Origin of the sequence: Pseudomonas neuropathica (assembly GCF_015461835.1) — a bacterium.
In the GTDB taxonomy this organism is placed as follows: Bacteria; Pseudomonadota; Gammaproteobacteria; order Pseudomonadales; family Pseudomonadaceae; genus Aquipseudomonas; species Aquipseudomonas neuropathica.
Genome location: NZ_JACOPX010000024.1, coordinates 1 through 19,510, shown reverse-complemented (window position 1 = coordinate 19,510; position 19,510 = coordinate 1). Strand labels below are relative to the sequence as shown.

The 19,510-nt window shown below is 59.3% G+C and carries 22 protein-coding genes; 11 read left to right on the top strand and 11 right to left on the bottom strand.

The genetic code is table 11. The features are described 5' to 3' along the window. Positions 1-2: 2 nt before the first annotated feature. The 4 genes from H8F23_RS26820 to H8F23_RS26805 form a co-directional block, all read right to left on the bottom strand. On the bottom strand, positions 3-944 hold the full coding sequence (locus H8F23_RS26820; protein WP_093441383.1) for a MerR family transcriptional regulator: 942 nt from the start codon (positions 942-944) through the stop codon (positions 3-5). Next, positions 944-1,906, bottom strand: a complete 963-nt coding sequence (locus H8F23_RS26815) for a YbgA family protein (protein ID WP_093441378.1) — start codon at positions 1,904-1,906, stop codon at positions 944-946. The genes H8F23_RS26820 and H8F23_RS26815 overlap by 1 nt, the downstream gene beginning before the upstream one ends. 180 nt (positions 1,907-2,086) lie before the next feature. Continuing rightward, complete coding sequence (locus H8F23_RS26810; protein ID WP_194936374.1) at positions 2,087-2,305, bottom strand: TIGR02450 family Trp-rich protein; 219 nt, start codon at positions 2,303-2,305, stop codon at positions 2,087-2,089. Then, positions 2,302-3,288: an NAD(P)/FAD-dependent oxidoreductase gene (locus H8F23_RS26805; protein WP_099757164.1), complete on the bottom strand. Its 987-nt coding sequence runs from the start codon at positions 3,286-3,288 to the stop codon at positions 2,302-2,304. The genes H8F23_RS26810 and H8F23_RS26805 overlap by 4 nt, the downstream gene beginning before the upstream one ends. Before the next feature lie 197 nt (positions 3,289-3,485). On the opposite strand from H8F23_RS26805, the gene H8F23_RS26800 reads away from it, so the two are divergent. Both H8F23_RS26800 and hemH read left to right on the top strand, forming a co-directional pair. After that, complete coding sequence (locus H8F23_RS26800) at positions 3,486-4,388, top strand: TIGR01777 family oxidoreductase (protein ID WP_194936373.1); 903 nt, start codon at positions 3,486-3,488, stop codon at positions 4,386-4,388. A gap of 13 nt (positions 4,389-4,401) precedes the next feature. Further along, positions 4,402-5,427: a ferrochelatase gene (gene hemH, locus H8F23_RS26795; protein WP_194936372.1), complete on the top strand. Its 1,026-nt coding sequence runs from the start codon at positions 4,402-4,404 to the stop codon at positions 5,425-5,427. A 102-nt stretch (positions 5,428-5,529) separates the two neighbouring features. On the opposite strand, the gene H8F23_RS26790 is transcribed toward hemH, so the two are convergent. Together H8F23_RS26790 and upp are read right to left on the bottom strand one after the other, a co-directional pair. Further along, complete coding sequence (locus tag H8F23_RS26790; RefSeq protein ID WP_077574503.1) at positions 5,530-6,804, bottom strand: uracil-xanthine permease family protein; 1,275 nt, start codon at positions 6,802-6,804, stop codon at positions 5,530-5,532. A gap of 2 nt (positions 6,805-6,806) precedes the next feature. Further along, positions 6,807-7,445, bottom strand: coding sequence for a uracil phosphoribosyltransferase (gene upp / locus H8F23_RS26785; protein ID WP_007912842.1), 639 nt, complete (start codon positions 7,443-7,445; stop codon positions 6,807-6,809). Between the two features lie 179 nt (positions 7,446-7,624). On the opposite strand from upp, the gene H8F23_RS26780 reads away from it, so the two are divergent. From H8F23_RS26780 to H8F23_RS26770, 3 genes are all read left to right on the top strand, one after another. Then, a complete protein-coding gene (locus H8F23_RS26780) occupies positions 7,625-8,182 on the top strand; it encodes a hypoxanthine-guanine phosphoribosyltransferase (protein WP_008086142.1) in 558 nt (185 codons plus the stop codon). Between the two features lie 180 nt (positions 8,183-8,362). Further along, entirely contained in the window at positions 8,363-8,842 is a 480-nt protein-coding gene (locus H8F23_RS26775) for a hypothetical protein (RefSeq protein ID WP_194936371.1), read from the top strand. 63 nt (positions 8,843-8,905) lie between these two features. Continuing rightward, complete coding sequence (locus H8F23_RS26770) at positions 8,906-9,193, top strand: PA4642 family protein (protein WP_150652030.1); 288 nt, start codon at positions 8,906-8,908, stop codon at positions 9,191-9,193. A 163-nt stretch (positions 9,194-9,356) separates the two neighbouring features. Here H8F23_RS26770 and mqo read toward each other — a convergent pair whose 3' ends face one another. Both mqo and H8F23_RS26760 read right to left on the bottom strand, forming a co-directional pair. Beyond that, positions 9,357-10,865: a malate dehydrogenase (quinone) gene (gene mqo, locus H8F23_RS26765; protein ID WP_194936370.1), complete on the bottom strand. Its 1,509-nt coding sequence runs from the start codon at positions 10,863-10,865 to the stop codon at positions 9,357-9,359. A gap of 710 nt (positions 10,866-11,575) precedes the next feature. Continuing rightward, positions 11,576-11,809 (bottom strand): hypothetical protein, encoded by a 234-nt coding sequence (locus tag H8F23_RS26760; RefSeq protein ID WP_007912834.1) that lies wholly within the window; start codon positions 11,807-11,809, stop codon positions 11,576-11,578. Positions 11,810-12,013: 204 nt separating this feature from the next. On the opposite strand from H8F23_RS26760, the gene H8F23_RS26755 reads away from it, so the two are divergent. Then, positions 12,014-12,598, top strand: coding sequence for a YajG family lipoprotein (locus H8F23_RS26755; RefSeq protein WP_007912832.1), 585 nt, complete (start codon positions 12,014-12,016; stop codon positions 12,596-12,598). Positions 12,599-12,856: 258 nt separating this feature from the next. On the opposite strand, the gene H8F23_RS26750 is transcribed toward H8F23_RS26755, so the two are convergent. Further along, positions 12,857-13,063, bottom strand: a complete 207-nt coding sequence (locus tag H8F23_RS26750; protein WP_008083982.1) for a hypothetical protein — start codon at positions 13,061-13,063, stop codon at positions 12,857-12,859. Positions 13,064-13,256: 193 nt separating this feature from the next. Between H8F23_RS26750 and H8F23_RS26745 the strand changes: the two genes are divergently transcribed. Beyond that, the gene (locus tag H8F23_RS26745; RefSeq protein ID WP_093441332.1) at positions 13,257-13,535 is read left to right on the top strand and encodes a hypothetical protein; all 279 of its coding nucleotides are present in this window, start codon (positions 13,257-13,259) and stop codon (positions 13,533-13,535) included. Positions 13,536-13,623: 88 nt separating this feature from the next. Here H8F23_RS26745 and H8F23_RS26740 read toward each other — a convergent pair whose 3' ends face one another. Further along, positions 13,624-14,787 carry a 1-acyl-sn-glycerol-3-phosphate acyltransferase gene (locus H8F23_RS26740; RefSeq protein ID WP_171057286.1) on the bottom strand — a complete coding sequence of 388 codons (1,164 nt, stop codon included), beginning with the start codon at positions 14,785-14,787 and terminating at the stop codon, positions 13,624-13,626. Positions 14,788-14,929: 142 nt separating this feature from the next. On the opposite strand from H8F23_RS26740, the gene H8F23_RS26735 reads away from it, so the two are divergent. The 3 genes from H8F23_RS26735 to H8F23_RS26725 are packed head-to-tail and all read left to right on the top strand — an operon-like array spanning position 14,930 to position 16,042. Further along, the gene (locus H8F23_RS26735; protein ID WP_194936369.1) at positions 14,930-15,112 is read left to right on the top strand and encodes a CPXCG motif-containing cysteine-rich protein; all 183 of its coding nucleotides are present in this window, start codon (positions 14,930-14,932) and stop codon (positions 15,110-15,112) included. 9 nt (positions 15,113-15,121) lie between these two features. After that, positions 15,122-15,382 carry a putative signal transducing protein gene (locus H8F23_RS26730; RefSeq protein WP_007912819.1) on the top strand — a complete coding sequence of 87 codons (261 nt, stop codon included), beginning with the start codon at positions 15,122-15,124 and terminating at the stop codon, positions 15,380-15,382. 36 nt (positions 15,383-15,418) lie between these two features. Beyond that, positions 15,419-16,042, top strand: coding sequence for an SOS response-associated peptidase (locus H8F23_RS26725; RefSeq protein WP_194936368.1), 624 nt, complete (start codon positions 15,419-15,421; stop codon positions 16,040-16,042). 112 nt (positions 16,043-16,154) lie between these two features. Here the strand turns inward: H8F23_RS26725 and H8F23_RS26720 are convergent, their stop codons facing one another. Further along, positions 16,155-18,296: a methyl-accepting chemotaxis protein gene (locus H8F23_RS26720; protein WP_194936367.1), complete on the bottom strand. Its 2,142-nt coding sequence runs from the start codon at positions 18,294-18,296 to the stop codon at positions 16,155-16,157. Positions 18,297-18,558: 262 nt separating this feature from the next. On the opposite strand from H8F23_RS26720, the gene H8F23_RS26715 reads away from it, so the two are divergent. Next, positions 18,559-19,377 (top strand): M48 family metallopeptidase, encoded by an 819-nt coding sequence (locus tag H8F23_RS26715; protein ID WP_007912815.1) that lies wholly within the window; start codon positions 18,559-18,561, stop codon positions 19,375-19,377. The last annotated feature ends 133 nt before the right edge of the window (positions 19,378-19,510 follow it).

The following is a 19,510-nucleotide window of genomic DNA, read 5'->3' as shown; positions in this document are numbered from 1 at the left end:
CATTAAATCAGCCCACGCTGAACGAGTTCCTGGTGCGCAAGAAGCGCGTCTTCCGCCAGGAACACATCAGCCATCTCGGAGGTTTTTACGGACAACTCGGCGTGGTGGATGCATACCGTTGGTCCGACCAGCATTTTTGGGCAACTGACTCCGTTCAGCAGCTTGGGCAACTGCGCAAGGTTCATGGCTTTGCTGGAATAGAGCAGTACGCCACGGGCCTGCAGGTGTTCGACCGCCAGCGCCAGTTCGGTGGCCGGCAGCGGCCAGTCAAACACTTGCACCGGACAATCGGCGCTGCTGATCAGCCATGCGCACAGCCACAGATGAGGTTCCAGTGGCAGGTCGGAATGATTGATCAACAACAGCGGGGCGCCATGCAGCTGACGATTGTTATGGTAGATGCGTGTGCCGAATTTGCTGCGTAGCCACGAATAAAAGAACACCCGCTCCATCTGCGCGCCGAACTGGCCTTGCCAGCGCTGCTCCAGTTCCGCCAGCAGCGGCATCAGCAATTGCTCGCACAGCGTGCGTGGCGGGTAGAGCGCCATGGCCTGATTGACGCTGTCGTCGAGGCTGCGTTCATTGAGCTGCGTGACGGCCGCCAGCAATGTCTGGCGCAAACGCTGCCAGTCGTTTTCCACCGATTCGCTGAACGCTTGTGGTGCGTCGAGCAGCGGTTTGACCTGACTGACGGCAACACCACGGTTGAGCCAGGTGAGGATGGTCAGAATCTGCTGCACGTGTTCGGCCGAATACAGTCGGTGGCCCTTGGGCGTGCGTTGCGGCACGACCAGCCCGTAGCGGCGCTCCCACGCGCGCAGGGTGATCGCGTTGACGCCGGTCTGCCGCGCGACTTCGCGAATCGGCAGCCAGCCCTCGTCGAGGGCTTTCTTAAAATCCGCGCCAAGGTCTTCCTGGGCGCTGGTATCCATTTTGTCGTTCATTAGATTGCGTTTCGCAGGCTGAGGTTTTCCGGGTGCGGTTGCAGGTAAACCTGTTGCGCGATGTACGAATCCGGATGGAGGCGAAAGTGATGCTTGAGCAGCGTCAACGGCACCACCAGCGGCACGATGCCCTGGCGGTATTGGCCGATGACGTGTTGCATTTCCTGTTTGTCTTCGGCGCTGATCGCCTGCTTCAGATAACCGCTGATGTGCAGCAGGACATTGCTGTGAGTGCCGCGCGTGGCACATTTCTTCAGGGCGGCCATCAGTTCGCTGAAATAGCGCGGGCCGAGTTCGGCGGGATCGGTGTCGGCCATATTGCCCAACAACTTGCCCAGCGTTTTGTATTGCAGTGGGTTGTGCGCCATCAGCAAGTATTTATAGCGCGAATGGAATTCGGTGAGGGCGCGACGGCTCAGGCCATTGGCGAGGACCTGTTGCCATTCGCTGTAAGCGAACACACGGGTGATGAAGTTCTCACGCAGTACCGGATCGTTGAGGCGACCGGCTTCTTCTACGGGCAGATCCGGGTGCTGTGCGCAGAACGCCTGGGCGTAAATCCCGCGCCCACCGCCGTTCACCGGGGCGCCGTTGGTGTGGTAGACCTTGACCCGCTCGAGGCCGCAGGACGGCGACTGCTGCATGAAGATGTAGCCGCAGATGTCATTCAGCTCGGCGGCCATTTTTGTGCCGTACTCGGCCAATGGCTGAGTGACGTTGATCGACGGGTTTACCGTGCCGACCGCTTGCGGATGCTCGGCCTCGCCGACAAGGCGGATCGGCTCGCGCGGGATGCCCATACCGATCGCGACTTCCGGACACACCGGAACGAAATCGAAATGCTCGGTGAGGGTGCGGCTGCACAGGCGGGATTCCTTGTGTCCACCGTTGTAGCGCACCTCGGCGCCCAGCAGGCAGGCGCTGATGGCGATTTTGGGTTTGGCTGCGCAAGAGTCAGACATGGGCACCTCGAATCTATACCTATACAGAGATCAATCTCTGTACAACATTGGCTTAGCATAGATTCAAAGGTGTACAAGTCAAATCATTTGTACAACTTTCTGTAGGAGCTGCCGAAGGCTGCGATCTTTTGATGTTGTGGTTGTAAAGCAAAATCAAAAGATCGCAGCCTTCGGCAGCTCCTACATGAGCCAACCGATTTTCCAGTGAGTGCTGTTTTGTAGCGCTTGCCAATCAAGTCGTTCAGCACGCTTGGTCAACACCGCCTGCAATTCGACTTCCAGCACCGTACCTTCCTCATCTCGGAACAGTTCGGTCACCAGAAAGTGTTTTTCACGATTCTGCGGGTGGGCTGCTGTCCATTTCGACAGCAGCAATTTACGCGGATTGATGCGGTTCATTGCAGGTGTTCGTGCAAGCGTCGCGCTGCTTCCTGGCCACTGAGCCAAGCGCCTTCGACGCGGCCCGACAGGCACCAGTCGCCGCAGGCATACAAACCCAGATCGGCATCGGCCAGGGTGCCCCATTCGTGGCCCGTCGCCGGACGTGCGTAGAGCCAGCGGTGGGCGAGGCTGAAGGTTGGCGCGGGCATGGCGCTGTGCAGCAATTCGGCAAAAGCTCCGTGCAGTTGCTCGATCACAGCTTCCTTGGACAGGTCGATGTGCTGCCGGCTCCACGCGCTGCTCGCATGCAGCACCCAGGTGTCGAGTGTGTTGTCACGTCCGGGTTTGCTGCGGTTGCGTGCCAGCCAGTCGAGCGGACTGTCCTGCACGAAGCAGCCTTCAAGGGGCGTATCCAGCGGTGTATCGAAGGCGAGGGCGACAGCCCAGGTCGGGTCCATTTTTACCCCGGCGGCGGCCCCGGCAAGTTTCGGGGCAGCGGCCAGCAAGGCTGTCGCTTGAGGGGCCGGCGTGGCGATCACCACGTGACTGAACGGGCCATGGGTGAAGCCTTCGGCGTCCTGCAAGTGCCAGTGCTCTTCACCGCGAAAGACCTCGGTGATGCGGCAGGCAAAGTGCACTTCCAGGCCATCGAGCAGTCCACGAGTGATGGCGCTCATGCGCGGTGTACCGACCCAGCGCGTCTGCTCGTCCGGCGACAGATTCAGTTGCCCGCCCTGATACGTGTAGAGCTGCGGTGTCCACTCGGCGACCCAGCCCAGGCTTTGCCAACGCTGCACTTCGGTGACGAAGCGCCGATCACGCGCGGTGAAATATTGCGCGCCCATGTCCAGCGAACCGGCGTCACTGCGTTTGCTCGACATGCGCCCGCCGCTGCCGCGACTTTTATCGAACAATTGCACGGTATGCCCGGTCTCTGTCAGAGCCTGGGCGGCGGAAAGTCCGGCGATGCCGGTGCCAATGATTGCGATAGGTACAGTCATAGGGGCCTCGTTTACCTTTCTGTACAGACTACGCCGTGGATGAAACCTGTACAATTTTGTTTTTTGGTATAACTTCTAGCGTTCTCGATCTGACAGCTTGGCCTATGGTTAAACAATAGAGCCTGCCCGATAGAAAAGATCCCTGCTTATAAAAATAGACTAGTGATCCGGGTTAAACGCCACGCGAGGAAGATGTCATGCACATATTGCTGACCGGCGGTACTGGTTTGATCGGACGTGCGCTCTGCCGACACTGGTTGGAGCAGGGGCATCGCTTGACGGTGTGGAGCCGCAAACCGGAGAAAGTCGCGAAAATCTGTGGTGCGCAGGTGCGGGGTATTGCGCGTCTGCAAGACCTTGGCGATGAGCCTGTGGACGCGATCATCAATCTGGCCGGTGCGCCGATTGCCGATCGGCCGTGGACCCATCGACGCAAAGCGTTGCTGTGGAGCAGCCGTATCACGCTCACGGAAACCCTGTTGACCTGGCTCGACACGCGCGCACAGAAGCCGCCGTTGTTGATCTCCGGATCAGCCATTGGCTGGTATGGCGATGGCGGTGAGCGCGAATTGACTGAGGATTCGCCGCCAGTGATCGACGATTTCGCCAGCCAGTTGTGCATCGCCTGGGAAGAAACCGCGCAACGTGCCGAGGCGCAAGGCATCCGTGTGGTGCTGGTGCGAACCGGTCTGGTGCTGTCGGCCGAGGGCGGCTTTTTGTCGCGGCTGTTGCTGCCATTCAAACTCGGGCTCGGCGGGCCTTTGGGCAATGGCCGACAGTGGATGCCGTGGATTCATATCAACGATCAAATCGCCCTGATTGATTTTCTTCTGCATCGTGATCAGGCCCGTGGTCCTTATAATGCGTGCGCGCCGAAACCTGTGCGCAATCGCGAATTTGCCAAAACGCTGGGCAGCGTGTTGCACCGCCCGGCGTTCATGCCGATGCCGACACTGGCACTGAAAGTCGGCCTCGGTGAGATGTCTTTGTTGTTGCTCGGCGGCCAGAAGGCGGTGCCGGCACGCTTGCTGGAAGCGGGTTTCACTTTCCAGTTCACGGATTTACGCGCGGCTCTGGATGATCTCTCCAGCCGCCTCTGAAATAGGACGTTGCATGACCGATCACGCCTTGCTTCTGGTCAACCTGGGTTCCCCGGCCTCAACCTCAGTGGCCGATGTGCGCCGCTACCTCAATCAATTCCTGATGGACCCGTACGTGATCGACCTGCCGTGGCCGGTGCGGCGCTTGCTGGTGTCGCTGATCCTGATCAAGCGCCCGGAGCAATCGGCCCACGCCTATGCGTCGATCTGGTGGGACGAAGGTTCGCCGCTGGTGGTGCTCAGCCAGCGTCTGCAACAGCAGATGAAGGCGCAATGGAAGCAGGGGCCAGTGGAACTGGCGATGCGTTATGGTGAGCCGTCGATTGAAACCTGCCTGCTGAAACTGGTGGCGGCGGGGCACAAGCGCATCACGCTGGCACCGCTGTATCCACAGTTCGCCGACAGCACCACGACCACAGTGATCGAAGAAGCCAAGCGGGTGATCCGCGAAAAGAAACTCGACGTGCAACTGTCGGTGCTGCAGCCGTTCTACGATCAGCCGGAATATCTGGATGCGCTGGTCGAAAGCGCCCGGCCGCATCTGCAGCAGGATTACGATCACTTGCTGCTGAGCTTCCACGGTCTGCCTGAGCGGCACCTGACCAAACTCGATCCGACCGGCAATCATTGCTTCAAGAATGAAGACTGCTGCAAGAACGCCTCGCCTGCGGTATTGGCGACCTGTTATCGCGCGCAATGCCTGCGTACTGCGGCGTTGTTCGCTGAGCGCATGGGTCTGCCGGATGGCAAATGGTCGGTGTCGTTTCAGTCGCGTCTGGGGCGGGCGAAGTGGATCGAACCGTACACCGAAGCGCGCCTGGATGAATTGGCGAAAAGCGGCGTGAAGAAGATTCTGGTGATGTGCCCGGCGTTTGTCGCCGATTGCATCGAGACGCTGGAAGAGATTGGCGATCGCGGCAAAGAACAGTTCCGCGAAGCAGGGGGCGAGGAATTGGTGCTGGTGCCATGCCTGAATGATGACCCGCAATGGGCTAAGGCCTTGGCGACCCTCTGCGAACGAGCGCCGCTGGCCCTCTAAAAGCAAATCGCGAGCAGGCTCACTCCTACAGGTATTGTGTTGACCTTGTAGGAGTGAGCCTGCTCGCGATAGCTATCTGTCAGGCGATGAAGATCTAAAGATTTAGATCAGCGGCTCATCCGCCTTCTTGTTCTTCCAGCCATCATTGCCCGGCAGAATCAGGTTCAGCGCAATCGCCACCACCGCGCACAGCGCGATGCCTTTGAGGCCGAAGTCGTCCGGACCGGTACCGGTGCCGACCAGCACACCGCCAATGCCGAAGACCAGCGTCACCGAAACGATCACCAGATTGCGCGCTTCGCCCAGATCGATCTTGTGACGGATCAGGGTGTTCATCCCCACCGCCGCGATCGAGCCGAACAGCAAGCACAGAATCCCGCCCATCACCGGCACCGGAATGCTTTGCAGCAGCGCGCCGAACTTGCCAATGAACGCCAGGCTGATAGCGAAGATCGCCGCCCAGGTCATGATTTTCGGGTTGTAGTTCTTGGTCAGCATCACTGCGCCAGTCACTTCCGCGTAGGTGGTGTTTGGCGGGCCGCCGAACAGACCGGCGGCGGTGGTGGCAATGCCGTCGCCGAGCAGGGTGCGATGCAGGCCCGGCTTCTTCAGGTAATCGCGACCGGTCACGCTACCCACCGCAATCACGCCGCCGATGTGTTCAATGGCCGGAGCCAATGCCACTGGAACGATGAACAGAATCGCCTGCCAGTTGAATTCCGGCGCGGTAAAGTGCGGAATCGCAAACCATGGCGCTGCGGCAATCTTCGCGGTATCAACGACACCGAAATAGAACGCCATCGCAAAACCGACCAGCACGCCGGAAATGATCGGCACCAGGCGGAAGATGCCTTTACCGAACACCGCCACGATCAATGTGGTCAGCAATGCCGGCATCGAGATCAGCATCGCGGTCTGGTAATGGATCAGTTCAGAACCATCGCCAGCCTTGCCCATCGCCATGTTCGCGGCAATCGGCGCCATGGCCAGGCCGATGGAAATGATCACCGGACCAATCACCACCGGTGGCAGCAAGCGGTCGATAAATCCGGTGCCTTTGATCTTCACGGCCAGGCCGAGGAAGGTGTAGACGAAACCGGCCGCCATCACACCGCCCATGGTCGCAGCAAGGCCGAACTGGCCCTTGGCGAGAATGATCGGGGTGATGAAAGCGAAGCTCGACGCCAAAAACACCGGCACCTGACGCCCGGTGACGATCTGGAACAGGATCGTCCCCAGACCTGCGGTAAACAGTGCCACGTTCGGGTCCAGGCCCGTGATCAGCGGCATCAGCACCAGGGCGCCGAAAGCCACGAACAGCATCTGGGCGCCGGACAGCACCGTGCGCCAGAGCGGATCGTTGAACTCTTGCTGCATGGTTACGCGTCCTTCTGCTTGGTGCCGAAGATCTTGTCACCGGCGTCGCCAAGCCCTGGGATGATGTAACCGTGCTCGTTCAAGCGCTCATCGATGGACGCGGTGTAGATGGTCACGTCCGGGTGAGCCTTTTCTACGGCGGCAATACCTTCCGGCGCGGCAACCAGTACCATCGCGCGGATGTCTTTGCAGCCGGCTTTCTTCAACAGATCAATGGTCGCCACCATCGAGCTGCCGGTAGCGAGCATCGGGTCGATGATCATCGCCAACCGTTCGTCGATTTCCGGAACCAGTTTTTCCAGATAAGTGTGCGCTTGCAGGGTTTCTTCGTTGCGGGCAACGCCCACCGCGGAAACCTTGGCACCCGGGATCAGGCTCAGCACGCCTTCGAGCATGCCGATGCCGGCGCGCAGGATCGGCACGACGGTGATCTTCTTGCCGGCGATTTTCTCGACCGACACGGTGCCGCACCAGCCTGCAATATCGTAGGACTCCAGCGGCAAATCTTTGGTAGCTTCATAGGTCAACAGGGCGCCGACTTCCTGAGCAAGCTCACGGAAGTTCTTGGTGCTGATATCGGCGCGGCGCATCAGGCCGAGTTTATGACGGATCAGCGGATGGCGGATCTCGAGGATGGGCATGGAAAAACTCCGGCGGCGGGCAAAAAAACCGGCCTAGATTAATCTATCCGAGGGTGATGTCCTATAGGACATTCTGTACGTTAGTCCATAAAGGCTTGATTCGGCCTCTCGAGATGCGTACCTTTGCCCGCTTTTCGCAGCCATACCCCCCCCCCCACATTCCCCCCCTGGAGAGCGCCATGTCCGCTGATCTCGAGCATATCCGTCAAATCATGCGAGAGGCTGACTGCCTGTACACCGAAGCTGAAGTCGAGGCCGCCATCGCCCGCGTCGGTGCACAAATCAACGAACAACTGGCTGACAGCAATCCGGTAGTGTTCTGCGTGATGAACGGCGGGCTGATTTTCTCCGGCAAACTGCTGACGCATCTGCAGTTCCCGCTGGAAGCCTCCTACCTGCACGCGACCCGTTATCGCAACGAAACCAGCGGCGGCGACCTGTTCTGGAAAGCCAAGCCGGAAGTTTCGTTCATCGACCGCGACGTGCTGATCATCGACGACATCCTCGACGAAGGTCACACCCTCGGCGCGATCATCGACTTCTGCAAACACGCCGGTGCGCGCAAAGTGCACACCGCCGTGCTGATCGACAAGGATCACGACCGCAAGGCGCGTCCTGACCTGAAAGCCGATTTCGTCGGGCTGCCGTGCATCGACCGCTATATCTTCGGTTACGGCATGGACTACAAAGGCTACTGGCGCAACGCAAACGGGATCTTTGCCGTAAAAGGCATGTAATCCGCGCCTCGATCTAAATGTGGGAGCGAGCTTGCTCGCGAAAGCGGTGTATCAGTCGACATCTGTTTTGAATGTCAGTCCGCCTTCGCGAGCAAGCTCGCTCCCACAGTTGTTTTGTGTGTGCTGATCCATCCGCGATACCCATGCTAGAGTGCTCGGCCCCGCCCCCCGGAGCCTGTCATGCGCCTCTTGATCCGCAGCTTTGCCGCCTTGTTGCTGGCCCTCAGCCTGCCGCTGTCCGCCGCGCCGATGCACAGTCAATTCCTGCCGCCGGACGATCTGACCGTGCGCGATGCCGAGCCCGAGCAGCAGCAACTCATGCAGGTCACCGATTACTCCGTGGTGGTCGGCGCACAACGCCAATCCAATCAGCAGCCGATCCCGGTCACTTCACCGCTGCTGATCCGCCTCAAGGGCAAATCCCTGAACAAGGGCGCGACCATTACTCAGGTGCTGGTGAATTTCGACGGTGAAAGCAAAAGCCTGAAAAAGCCGGTTTATGACGACAAGAGCAAAACCCTCACACTGTTTTATCCACAGGCCCAATACCGCGTGATCATCGATCTTCTGCGCAACGACACCGTGTACGTGCAGTTCCTCAGTTACGCCAACGGCCATATTTGGGCTGATTTGCACACCGGGGCGGTGCGATCGCGTTGAGCCGGGCGGGCGGGCAGGGGTAAACTGCCCGCCCCGTGTCATGTCTGCGAGCTGGAGTCGGCAATGCGTAAAGATAAGAAACAAGTGATTGGTGACGAGATCGGCGATGAGCAGATCAAGCTGTTCCTCGATTTTGAGCCGGTCGACGCCACTTCGCCGTCGCTGCACAAACTGATCAAGGCTTACCGTGGTCTGCGCATCGACGACTTCGAGCGCTTTCTGGGCTTCTTCGTCGCGGCGGGTTATGACGTTGATGGCAAGGATGAGCAGGGCAAGACCTTCGTTGATCTGATCGCCGATCAGCGCAACGCCCCGGAATACATCGAGCTGATCGAAAAGTCCCGCGGTTAAGGGCAAAAGACAAGATCAAAAGATCGCAGCCTTCGGCAGCTCCTACATGGGATTTATGTTGGCCCTGTAGGAGCTGCCGAAGGCTCGGGCCGCGATCGGACGATCTTTTGATTCTGGCGTCCATAAAAAACGCCCCGATTGGGGCGTTTTTTCTGCGGCGTGATCAAGCGTAGCTTGGGGTCTCGCTGCTTTCTTCAACCAGTTCCAGCGCGATGTTGTTCTGCGTGTTGATCTTGCGATACAGCGCAGCATCGGTTTCCAGAACCTTTTCACGGGCCGGGAAGATCTCGGCCAGTTTGCCAGCCCACTCACCCTTGGCCTTGGCCGGGAAGCACTTCTCGATCAGTTCCAGCATGATCGAAACGGTCACCGACGCACCTGGCGAGGCGCCGAGCAGGGCGGCGAGGGAGCCGTCCTTGGCCGACACCAGTTCGGTACCGAACTGCAGGATGCCGCCCTTTTTCGGGTCTTTCTTGATGATCTGTACCCGTTGGCCGGCCACTTCCAGGCGCCAGTCTTCGGCTTTCGCCTCCGGGTAGAAGCGGCGCAGGGAATCCAGACGCTGCTCCATCGATTGCATCACTTCGCTGACCAGGTACTTGGTCAGGTCCATGTTGTTTTTCGCCACGGCCAGCATCGGCCCGATGTTGCCGGCGCGAACGGACAGCGGCAGGTCCATGAAGGAGCCGTGCTTGAGGAACTTGGTGGTGAAACCGGCGTATGGCCCGAACAGCAGGGACTTCTTGCCGTCGACTACGCGGGTGTCCAGGTGCGGCACCGACATCGGTGGCGAACCCACCGCGGCCTGGCTGTACACTTTGGCCTGGTGATGCTTGACCACTTCCGGGTTGTCGCAACGCAGCCACTGGCCGCTGATCGGGAAGCCGCCGAAGCCTTTGCTTTCCTCGATGCCCGAAGCCTGCAGCAATGGCAGGGCGGCACCGCCGGCGCCGAGGAAGACGAACTTGGCGTCGACTTCACGGGTGTTGCCGTTGTTGACGTCCTTGATGCTCACGGTCCAGCCAGCGCCGTTACGCTTGAGGCCGGTGACGCGCTTGCAGTATTTGACTTGGGTGTCGGGTGCGCTGGTCAGGTGCTTGAGCAACTGATTGGTCAGGGCGCCAAAGTTGACGTCGGTGCCGTTCATCACGCGAGTGGCGGCGAGGACTTCGTCCGGCGAGCGGCCCGGCATCATCAGCGGCATCCACTCGGCCATTTTGGCCTTGTCCTCGGTGTACTCCATGTCGGCGAAGGCGTGATGCTTGCTCAGCACGTCGAAGCGCGATTTGAGGAAAGACACGCCGCTGTCGCCCTGAACGAAACTCAGGTGCGGCACCGGGCTGATGAATGATTTGCACGAGCCGAACGTGCCTTTCTTGGTCAGGTACGACCAGAACTGCTTCGACACCTCGAACTGGGTGTTGATGTGCACGGCTTTCTTGATGTCGACGGTGCCATCGGCGGATTGCGGCGTGTAGTTCAGCTCGCACAGACCGGCGTGGCCGGTACCGGCGTTGTTCCATGGGTTGGAACTCTCGGCAGCACCGGAATCCATCAGCTCGACGACTTCCAGCTTGATCGCGGGGTCGAGCTCTTTGAGCAGCACGGCCAGGGTGGCACTCATGATGCCCGCCCCAACCAGAACTACGTCGACTGCTTCGTTATGCGCCATTTAACGCGTCTCCAAAATCTGCAGCACCAAATTGTCGGCATGGCTGCCAGGCGTTCCGGGACAGGTCAGTGATGTCCAGGCTATCCATGGTCAGGTTCGCCATGTCCGAATCTTCGCAATTTTTCGCAACTTCGACGGATGTATGCGGCTTGGCTTTCAAGAGCTCCATGAACTCATTTCAGCACGCAGCTGGCAATTCGACTTATGGTCGAGACATCCGTTTTTGTGCAACCAAATCCGTAGCGGACAGGCTTCAGGCTCCGATATTCGAGGTATACCCGGTCCTGTGTCGTTGGGCTGTTTCAGACGCTAATGGTGCATGTTCAGACGCAAAACTTTTCATTTGCTCGCCACACTCTTGTGAAGTTGTGAAAACCCGTTTTTTTCACGCTCTTTTGAAGACGTGAACCTCAAAAAAGGGCTGTCCAGGCCTGGCACCTTGCCCGCAAAGGCAAAACAACGCGGTGGCCGAGCGTCATGACAGCTCTGCAGATTCGCGAAAAGCGGGGTTTTTGCCGGAAGAACAGGCAAGCGCGCCAACTTCACTCGATCTGTGTGGGCGGCTCTCTGTGGGCGATTTTGGGTGTCGATGCGTGCGCATTGACGCTGTTGCGGGGCCCGATCAGGAGACGTCCTTATAATCGGGGGGAGATTGTATCGAAGAAATGCGGGCAGTTGCTCGTGTTTAATGACTTTTATTAGGCATCCGGTCAGATGCTCAACATCGCTTGCACCCGTGCACGGGGCTGCGACGCTATGACGCGGGCGCTGGCGGGCAGTGGCTGGTGCAACCAGTTGAGGCGGATTTCTTCGATTTCCACCCAACCGTCGCCCATCGGCTGCAGGCTGCACTGCTTGAATGCCTGGCAATGGCCATTGCGGTCGAGCAGGGCGAAGCTGCGGTGCAGCGGACGTGGGGCGAACAACGAGATCAGATAACGCATGATTGAGTACCTTGTGGGGGACTGATTGCAAGGTTGCCAATGCGCCGTGACGTGAACGTGTATGCCGGGTGAATAATCTGTGACAGGAACCGCTTTCACACGGGTTTGTCAGACATTTCAGTATTCGCTGCCGGGCGCTGGTTACCCGCACTGGCCCACCGCTATACTGCCGGCCTGTTTGTGCCTGATTCTGGAGAGAAGAGCATGTTGCAACGCCTGTTGTTCGGTTTGATCACTGTGGCCGGTTTGACCCTGGCCGGCTGCGCCCACAGCCCGCAACAACTGAGCCCGGAGCCGAAGCTGACCACCCAGCTGCCAGCGGTCGGCCGTGGCCAGCCAGTCGTCGTGCGTGTGGTTGACGGTCGTCCGTCGCCAACCTTGGGCACCCGTGGCGGCCTGTACCCGGAAACCAGCGCCATCACCGTGCAGCGCGAGCAGATCCTGCCGAAGTTGCAGGCTCAGGCTGAAGCCGCCGTGCGTCTGCTCGGCTTCACCCCGACCAACAACGCACCGAACGCTCCGCAATTGACCGTGACTTTGGCCGAGCTGAAGTATCAGTCGCCGAAAGAAGGCATGTACGTGACCGAAGCGACCATTGGCGCAACCTTCCGCTCCGATGTGCAGAACGCCAACCGCCGTTATAGCGGCCGTTACGGTGCCTCGCTGGACCAGCGTTTCGGCATGGCGCCAAACCAGGAAACCAACACCAAACTGGTCAGCGATGTCTTGAGCGATGCGCTGACGCGTCTGTTCAAGGACCCGACGGTGGGTCAGGTTCTGGCCGAGTAGGTTTTCAGCGGATGTGAAAAAGCCCGGGCCAGTGATGGTTTCGGGCTTTTTTGTGGGGCCTGAAATCCTACCCCCCCTCACCCCAGCCCTCTCCCCCAGGGGGGCGAGGGGGAAGGGAGCCGATCGGGGGCTTTTCAGAACCGGAGTTCAACTCGAGTTTTTCAGGTCGATGTATCTCGAATAAACAACTCGGTCAGTTCCCTCTCCCTACGGGCGGTCCGACGTTTCGGGAGGGCTAGGGTGAGGGTGCTTTTGCTTTTAGGCAGCCTGGGAATAGAAGTCGAGGACACTCACGCCGGTCAACAAATCCGTCTCGGGCAAATCCGCATGCTGATGCCCGCCCAGCGCGCAATACACCAGCCAGTGGCGATCCTGAACATTGAAGGCGAGGCTACCGACGAGACTTTGCTGTTCGTCATAAGGCGTGATGAGGTACAGACGATCCTGGTTTTCAGCGTGAAGCATGTCGCGTTCCATGTGCGTTTCGAGGCGCGCATCTTGGTGTATCCACATGACGAAGCCGTGACACAGGACAGCCATCGGTCGATTGTCAGGTTATTTGTCGCAAAGGCTGGGGTTGAACGGGCAGGTTTGGTTAGAATCCGCGCCGCAGTCGTCGATCTGGCGTCTGCCACACCGGTTCAGATAGAGGTCTGTGATGTCGCTGCACTTGATGACGCTGTTTACCGCCCATCCCGCCAAGTTGATCAACTTGCTGGCGTTGTTGTTGGCGTTTCCGGGGAGTTGGCTGCTGCACGCCACTCGTCGCCGTGAACAACGTGCGATGGCCAGCATCGCCGCTCAGCGTCAGGCGCAGCCGAATGCCGAGCCGATCCTGGACTGGGCGACCTTGCGCATGAACCGGTTTTTCTATCGTTTTGGTTTTGCCTGCCTCGGGCTGGCCCTGATCGTCTCCTGGATCAGCACGCGCTATTAAAAGCAAAAGATCGCAGCCTGCGGCAGCTCCTACACGAATCCCCTGTAGGAGCTGCCGCAGGCTGCGATCTTTTGATCTTGCCGTTGTTTTACAGCGGCAACCCAGCCTTGACCCGGTATTGATTACGCACCGGCGTCGCATATTGCAGCACCAGATACGGACGATGCTCCTCAGGGCACGCATCCAACCGTTCCTGCCACTCTTCCTGCGCTTTGGCCAGCTCATCCGCCGGGAACACCTCGGCAGCTTTCGGCACATTCAACTGCGGATCGGCATCGGCCCACTGCGCGTACGCCAGGTAATGCACCGGAAATAACCGGTAACCGCCGAGAATTTGCTTGTCCATCTCGACCGCCAATTGCTTGGTGTCCTCGAACAGCTCGGTGATCGGCGCGGCAAAGTTCACGTGCACCCGGCCCTTGTAGCCAGTGATGCCTTTGGCGATGCTCACGTCATCTTCGCCCGGCGCTTTCGCGTAAGTGCCGGTGGTGGCGCGGATGTACAGCTCGCGAGCCTTGGCCTGGTCGCACGGGTCGTATTCGTAGCTGATCGACACCGGGGTGACGTTCAGCGAGCGGATGACTTCGCCGAACGGCTCGTCCTTGCGGCTCATGTGGAACATCTTGAGGATCGCCGACTCGGTGCGGTCGTCGCCGTCCTTCGCCCGACCTTCTGCCTGAGCGATCCAGATCGAGGCGCAATCGTTGCGGATCGAGTGGTTGATGTACGCCGACAGCAACTGATAAGCAGCCATTTTCTCGCGACGGCCGGTGATCGAACGATGAACGATGAAGCTCTTGTTCAGGCGCATCAGGTCGCTGACAAACGGCTTCTGCAGCAGGTTGTCGCCAATCGCAATGCGCGGCGTCGGCAGGCCGGCGTGGTACACGGCATAGTTGACGAAGGCCGGGTCCATGACGATATCGCGGTGGTTGGCGATGAACAGGTAAGCGCTGCCGGACTTGAATTGCTCGACACCGGTATAGGTCACGCCATCGGTGGCGCGCTCGATGGTGTGGTCGACGTAGGACTCGACCTTGTCCTGCAACGTCGCCACCGACGTCACGTCGGCGAACTCACGACGCAGCCGATGGGCTATAAGTGGTTTGAGCATCCAGCCGAAGGCACCGGCAAAACGCGGGAAGCGGAAGTGGGTGAGGATATCTAGAAACGCCTTGTCGCCGAGCAGTCTTGCCAGTACCACAGGTACTTCGCTGTCGTCGTAAGGTCGGATGGCATCGAATTCGCCCATCATGCTCTCTTGTTGGAAACGGCTAGGGTAAGTAAAGGTTTTGATCGAAAACCAGCGGGGCACGGTCTGAAAAAGTAGCCAGACAAAAATAGCCCTGCAAATAGACCGGCGATTATACGCACAAGTCACTTGGGAGACCGCGATGCTGGAAGCCGCTGAATACGAATGTCCTTATTGTGGTGAAACGGTCGAGACGACAGTGGACCTGTCCGGCGGTGATCAGACCTATATCGAGGACTGTCAGGTGTGTTGCCGGCCAATCACGTTCGTCTTGCAGGTACACGAAGAGGATTGGTTTCTGGAAGTCTTCAGCGAAAACGAGTGAGGCGCGCCCATGCAGCGAATCTACGAGCCGGAAAACCTGATGGAAGGCGAAATGCTCAAGGGCATGCTCGCCAGTGAAGGCATCGAGGCGCATCTGATCGGCCGCGATTTGCTCGGTGGTACGGGCGAATTGCCGATTTTCGGTTTGCTGGGACTGTCCGTCGATAACGATCAGGCCGAATACGCCCGCGAGCTGATCACCGCGTACAATGCCGCGCTGCCGCTGCCGGGCGATGAACCGGAGAGCTTCCCCGGGACGCTGGTCTGTTAGGCTGGCCTTCGTTTTACTTCAGAGTCGTGTTGCCCCATGTGTGGACGTTATGCCCTGTTTCGCTGGAACCGCGATTTTGCGGCCCTGCCAGGTTTTCCCGCCGATCAGCAGGCGCAGTGGAACATTTCCCCCAATGATTCGGTGTTGATGCTGCGTGCCGGTGAAGATGGCGAGCGTACGTTGGCCCGTGCGCGTTGGGGGCTGACGCCGCCGTGGCTGACCGATCTGTCGAAGACCCCGGCGCATGCCCGCGCGGAAACCGTGGCCGAACAACCGATGTTTCGTGAGGCGCTGCGCCAGCGTCGCTGCCTGCTGCCGGCGAACGGCTTCTATGAATGGCGCGGGACCCAGCGCAAACGGCCGTTCTGGTTGACGCCGGGGGAGGGCTCGTCATTGTTTTTTGCGGCGATCTGGGAGGCTTATCCGGTGCAGGAACAGGTCTGGTTGAGTACGGCGGTGATTACTCAGCCGGCGTCGAGTCAGCGCCGGCCGTTGATTCTCGATGAGGCGGGGCAGGCGGCGTGGCTGGATCCGGAGACGCCGTTGCATGTGTTGCAGGGGTTGCTGGCTAGTGAACCGGCGGCGCTGCGTGAGCGGGTGTTGGCGAACCTGATCAATGATCCCAAACTCAATGGGCCGGAGTGCCTGACCCCGGGCTGATGCATTGCCTGCAAGGGCCTCATCGCGAGCAGGCTCACTCCTACAGTTGAAATGCGTTCCCCTGTAGGAGTGAGCCTGCTCGCGATAAGGTTCGAAGAACCTTCCGACGTCTTCAGACCTTGAACTGATTGATCAACCGCCGCTGCTGTTCCGCCAACTTGGTCAGATCGGCACTCGCCGAACTCGACTCATCCGCGCCCCCCGCCACTTCATTGGCCACTTGCCCGATGTTGATCACATTGCGGTTGATGTCATCGGCCACCGCACTCTGCTCTTCCGCCGCACTGGCAATCTGCGTGTTCATGTCGTTGATCACCGAAACCGCCTGGGTGATCGTTTCCAGCGCCTCAGCCGCTTTCGCCGCGTGCTGCACGCTTTCGTCGGTGCGGTTCTGACTGTCTTCCATGACCCGCACGACATCGCGTGTGCCCTGCTGCAGTTGCTGGATCATGCTCTGGATTTCTTCAGTGGCTTTCTGGGTTTTCTGCGCCAGATTGCGCACCTCGTCGGCCACCACGGCAAAGCCGCGACCTTGCTCCCCGGCGCGCGCTGCTTCGATCGCCGCGTTCAGGGCCAGCAGGTTGGTCTGCTCGGCGATGCCGCGAATGGCGGTGAGAATGGCATTGATGTTCTCGCTGTCCTTGGCCAGGGTCTGTACCACATCTACAGCCTTGCCGATTTCCAGCGCCAGCACGCCAATCGAATTGGACGTATCGCGGACAATCTGCATGCCCTGGCTGGCGGCCTGGTCGGCATGACTGGCCGCTTGTGCCGCCTGCGTCGCGTTCCGCGCGACATCCTGCGCGGTGGCGGTCATTTCCTGCACCGCTGTGGCAACCTGATCGATCTCGGCCATTTGTTTCTGGATGCCGATGTTGGTGCGAATCGCGATGTCAGCAGTGTGTTCAGAGGAGTCGCTGACGCTCTGCACCGACGTCACCACCTGGGTGATCATCGCCTGCAACTTGGCCAAAAACGTGTTGAAGCCTTTGGCGATCGAGCCCAGCTCATCACTGCGATCGCTGCTCAGGCGACGGGTCAGATCACCTTCACCTTGAGCGATGTCATTGAGCATCGCGACCATCTGCTTCAGTGGTCGGGCGATGCCGTGACCAACCAGCCAGATCACCAGCAAGCCGAGGCCGGCGATGAGCAGACCGACCATGGCCATGCCGAACGTGTCGGACTTGCGTTGCGCATCGAGGTCGGCCTGTAGTTTTTGCAGATCCGCCATTACCGCGTTCAAAGGCAATTGCAGCATCAGTGTCCAGCGCGCGTCGGTCTGGCCGATGCCGAACGGCAGGTACAACTCGATGCGGCCCTTGGCCTTGTTGACCGAGTAAGTCACTTCGCCGCGCTTGAGATTGGCCATGTTGGCAATCTGCTCGGCGTCGAGGATGTCGCTGACTTTTTCGCCGAATTTGCTGGCGTCTTTGGTGTAGGCAACGATGCGGCCATTGCCGCCGATCAGGGCCATTTGCCCGGCGCCGCTGTACAGCTTCTGGTTGGCGCCGAGGAGCATTTCCTGAATGAAGTTCACCGACAGGTCGGCGCCGACAATGCCCTGGAAGGTGCCATTGAGCATGATCGGTTCAATAAAGGAGGCGAGCATGACGATCTTGTCGCCGACCTTGTACGGCGCCGGATCGATCACGCAGGATTTTTTGCTCTCTTTCGAGCACAGGTAGTACTCGCTGGCACGCACGCCGGTGGACAGGGTTTTCTGGTCGTCGACATCGACCAGTTTGTCCAGGCCAAGGGTGCCGTCATCGTTGCGGAACCACCAAGGCAGGAAACGCCCGTTGGCCGCGTCGATGCCAACCACGCTGGTGCCGACGTAGGCCGCGTCGTTGTGATCGAGGGAGTTTTTCTCCCAGCCGATGTAGGTGCCGAGAATTTTCGGGTTCTTTTCGACGTTCTCTTTGATCAGGCTGATCAGTTGCTCGCGACTGACAGTGAGGCGCGGCTGACCATCTGCGCCCGGCGTACCGAGCAGGGCGTTGACCCGCACCAGGCCACCGGCAATCAGCAGTGGCGCTTCGAGCTCGCGCTGGATCTGGCTGACCTGGGTTTGCGCCAGCGAGGTCAGGCGCTGTTCGATGACTTGCTCGAACTGCGCCTGGGTGCGCTGTTGCACCATCTCTTGCGTGCGCGCGCCGGAGAACAGCGCATACAGCACCAGCGCGGCGACCACGCTGAGGACGATGGCGCCGGCCAGGGCGGCGACGGAAAACTGGATCGACTTGAACTTCATGGGAGCTCCGCACGCAAGAGGACGTCTGCGCTGATGTATCGGCAGCGGGCATTTGGCCATGAGTGCGAGCCGGTGCAATTGAAAGCCAATGTCGCAAATGGATCAGTGTGCGACGCAGTTGCACGGGACTTGGCAGTCGCTGTGAATTTTTTGCGACAGCTCTGGTGGGAAACGTCTGAAAGTCGCTGCAACACGTCCGTTGTATCTGGCGTCGATACAATTACCCGCCTAGGATACGCGCAGGTTTTCAGGGAGCTTTTGAATGAACAAGACATTGGTTGTAAGTGCACTGAGCGCAGCGCTGTTGCTGGCCGGTTGTCAGTCGGTCAACACCACCAGCGGCGGTGCCGTGGGTGTGGAGCGCAAGCAGTACATGTTCAGCATGCTGTCCTCGCAAGAGGTCGACCAGATGTATGCGCAGTCGTATCAGAAGACCGTCGGCGAGGCGTCCAGCAAAGGTGTGCTGGACAAGACCAGCCCCGAGGCCAAGCGGGTTCAGGCGATTGCCAATCGTCTGATCGCCCAGGCGCCGAACTTCCGTCCGGATGCGGCGCAATGGCAGTGGGAAGTCAACCTGATCAAAAGTGATGAACTCAACGCCAACTGCGGGCCTGGCGGCAAGATCATTTTCTACACCGGGCTGATCGACAGTCTGAAACTCACCGACGATGAAATCGCCGCGGTCATGGGCCATGAAATTGCCCACGCCTTGCGCGAGCACGGTCGTGAAGCGATGTCCAAGGCGTACGGGATTGAAATGGCCAAACAGGGCGCGGGTGCGTTGCTCGGTCTGGGGCAGGACAGTCTGGCGCTGGCTGATACCGTGGCCAACTACGGCATGACCCTGCCGAACAGCCGCGCCAACGAAAATGAAGCCGACCTGATTGGTCTGGAACTGGCCGCACGCGCCGGTTACAACCCGAACGCCGCGATCACCTTGTGGAACAAGATGAGCAAGGCGTCGGAAGGTTCGCCGCCAGAGTTCATGAGCACTCACCCGGCTTCGACCAGCCGGATTGCTTCGTTGCAGGCGGCGATTCCGAAGGTTATGCCACTGTACGAACAGGCTCCTAAATCCTGAGTCGGTGATCGTTCCCACGCTCTGCGTCACTAGTGTCCGGTAAAACCTGTTTCAAGCAGAAGGCAGCCTTGAGCTGCCTTCTGCTCCGTTCGCTTCTGCCTTCGGTGCTCAAGATGTTCAATGCTTGATGGAC

Excerpts from the sequence above, each read along its gene's own strand:
- H8F23_RS26745 (WP_093441332.1), top strand. The coding sequence starts at position 13,257 with ATGTCGCTGCACTTGATGACGCTGTTTACCGCCCATCCCGCCAAGTTG.
- H8F23_RS26815 (WP_093441378.1), bottom strand. The coding sequence starts at position 1,906 with ATGTCTGACTCTTGCGCAGCCAAACCCAAAATCGCCATCAGCGCCTGC.
- H8F23_RS26755 (WP_007912832.1), top strand. The coding sequence starts at position 12,014 with ATGTTGCAACGCCTGTTGTTCGGTTTGATCACTGTGGCCGGTTTGACC.
- H8F23_RS26725 (WP_194936368.1), top strand. The coding sequence starts at position 15,419 with ATGTGTGGACGTTATGCCCTGTTTCGCTGGAACCGCGATTTTGCGGCC.
- H8F23_RS26735 (WP_194936369.1), top strand. The coding sequence starts at position 14,930 with ATGCTGGAAGCCGCTGAATACGAATGTCCTTATTGTGGTGAAACGGTC.
- H8F23_RS26720 (WP_194936367.1), bottom strand. The coding sequence starts at position 18,296 with ATGAAGTTCAAGTCGATCCAGTTTTCCGTCGCCGCCCTGGCCGGCGCC.
- H8F23_RS26775 (WP_194936371.1), top strand. The coding sequence starts at position 8,363 with ATGCGCCTCTTGATCCGCAGCTTTGCCGCCTTGTTGCTGGCCCTCAGC.
- H8F23_RS26730 (WP_007912819.1), top strand. The coding sequence starts at position 15,122 with ATGCAGCGAATCTACGAGCCGGAAAACCTGATGGAAGGCGAAATGCTC.
- H8F23_RS26790 (WP_077574503.1), bottom strand. The coding sequence starts at position 6,804 with ATGCAGCAAGAGTTCAACGATCCGCTCTGGCGCACGGTGCTGTCCGGC.
- upp (WP_007912842.1), bottom strand. The coding sequence starts at position 7,445 with ATGCCCATCCTCGAGATCCGCCATCCGCTGATCCGTCATAAACTCGGC.
- H8F23_RS26750 (WP_008083982.1), bottom strand. The coding sequence starts at position 13,063 with ATGCTTCACGCTGAAAACCAGGATCGTCTGTACCTCATCACGCCTTAT.
- H8F23_RS26800 (WP_194936373.1), top strand. The coding sequence starts at position 3,486 with ATGCACATATTGCTGACCGGCGGTACTGGTTTGATCGGACGTGCGCTC.
- mqo (WP_194936370.1), bottom strand. The coding sequence starts at position 10,865 with ATGGCGCATAACGAAGCAGTCGACGTAGTTCTGGTTGGGGCGGGCATC.
- H8F23_RS26770 (WP_150652030.1), top strand. The coding sequence starts at position 8,906 with ATGCGTAAAGATAAGAAACAAGTGATTGGTGACGAGATCGGCGATGAG.
- hemH (WP_194936372.1), top strand. The coding sequence starts at position 4,402 with ATGACCGATCACGCCTTGCTTCTGGTCAACCTGGGTTCCCCGGCCTCA.
- H8F23_RS26760 (WP_007912834.1), bottom strand. The coding sequence starts at position 11,809 with ATGCGTTATCTGATCTCGTTGTTCGCCCCACGTCCGCTGCACCGCAGC.
- H8F23_RS26810 (WP_194936374.1), bottom strand. The coding sequence starts at position 2,305 with ATGAACCGCATCAATCCGCGTAAATTGCTGCTGTCGAAATGGACAGCA.
- H8F23_RS26740 (WP_171057286.1), bottom strand. The coding sequence starts at position 14,787 with ATGGGCGAATTCGATGCCATCCGACCTTACGACGACAGCGAAGTACCT.
- H8F23_RS26780 (WP_008086142.1), top strand. The coding sequence starts at position 7,625 with ATGTCCGCTGATCTCGAGCATATCCGTCAAATCATGCGAGAGGCTGAC.
- H8F23_RS26805 (WP_099757164.1), bottom strand. The coding sequence starts at position 3,288 with ATGACTGTACCTATCGCAATCATTGGCACCGGCATCGCCGGACTTTCC.
- H8F23_RS26820 (WP_093441383.1), bottom strand. The coding sequence starts at position 944 with ATGAACGACAAAATGGATACCAGCGCCCAGGAAGACCTTGGCGCGGAT.
- H8F23_RS26715 (WP_007912815.1), top strand. The coding sequence starts at position 18,559 with ATGAACAAGACATTGGTTGTAAGTGCACTGAGCGCAGCGCTGTTGCTG.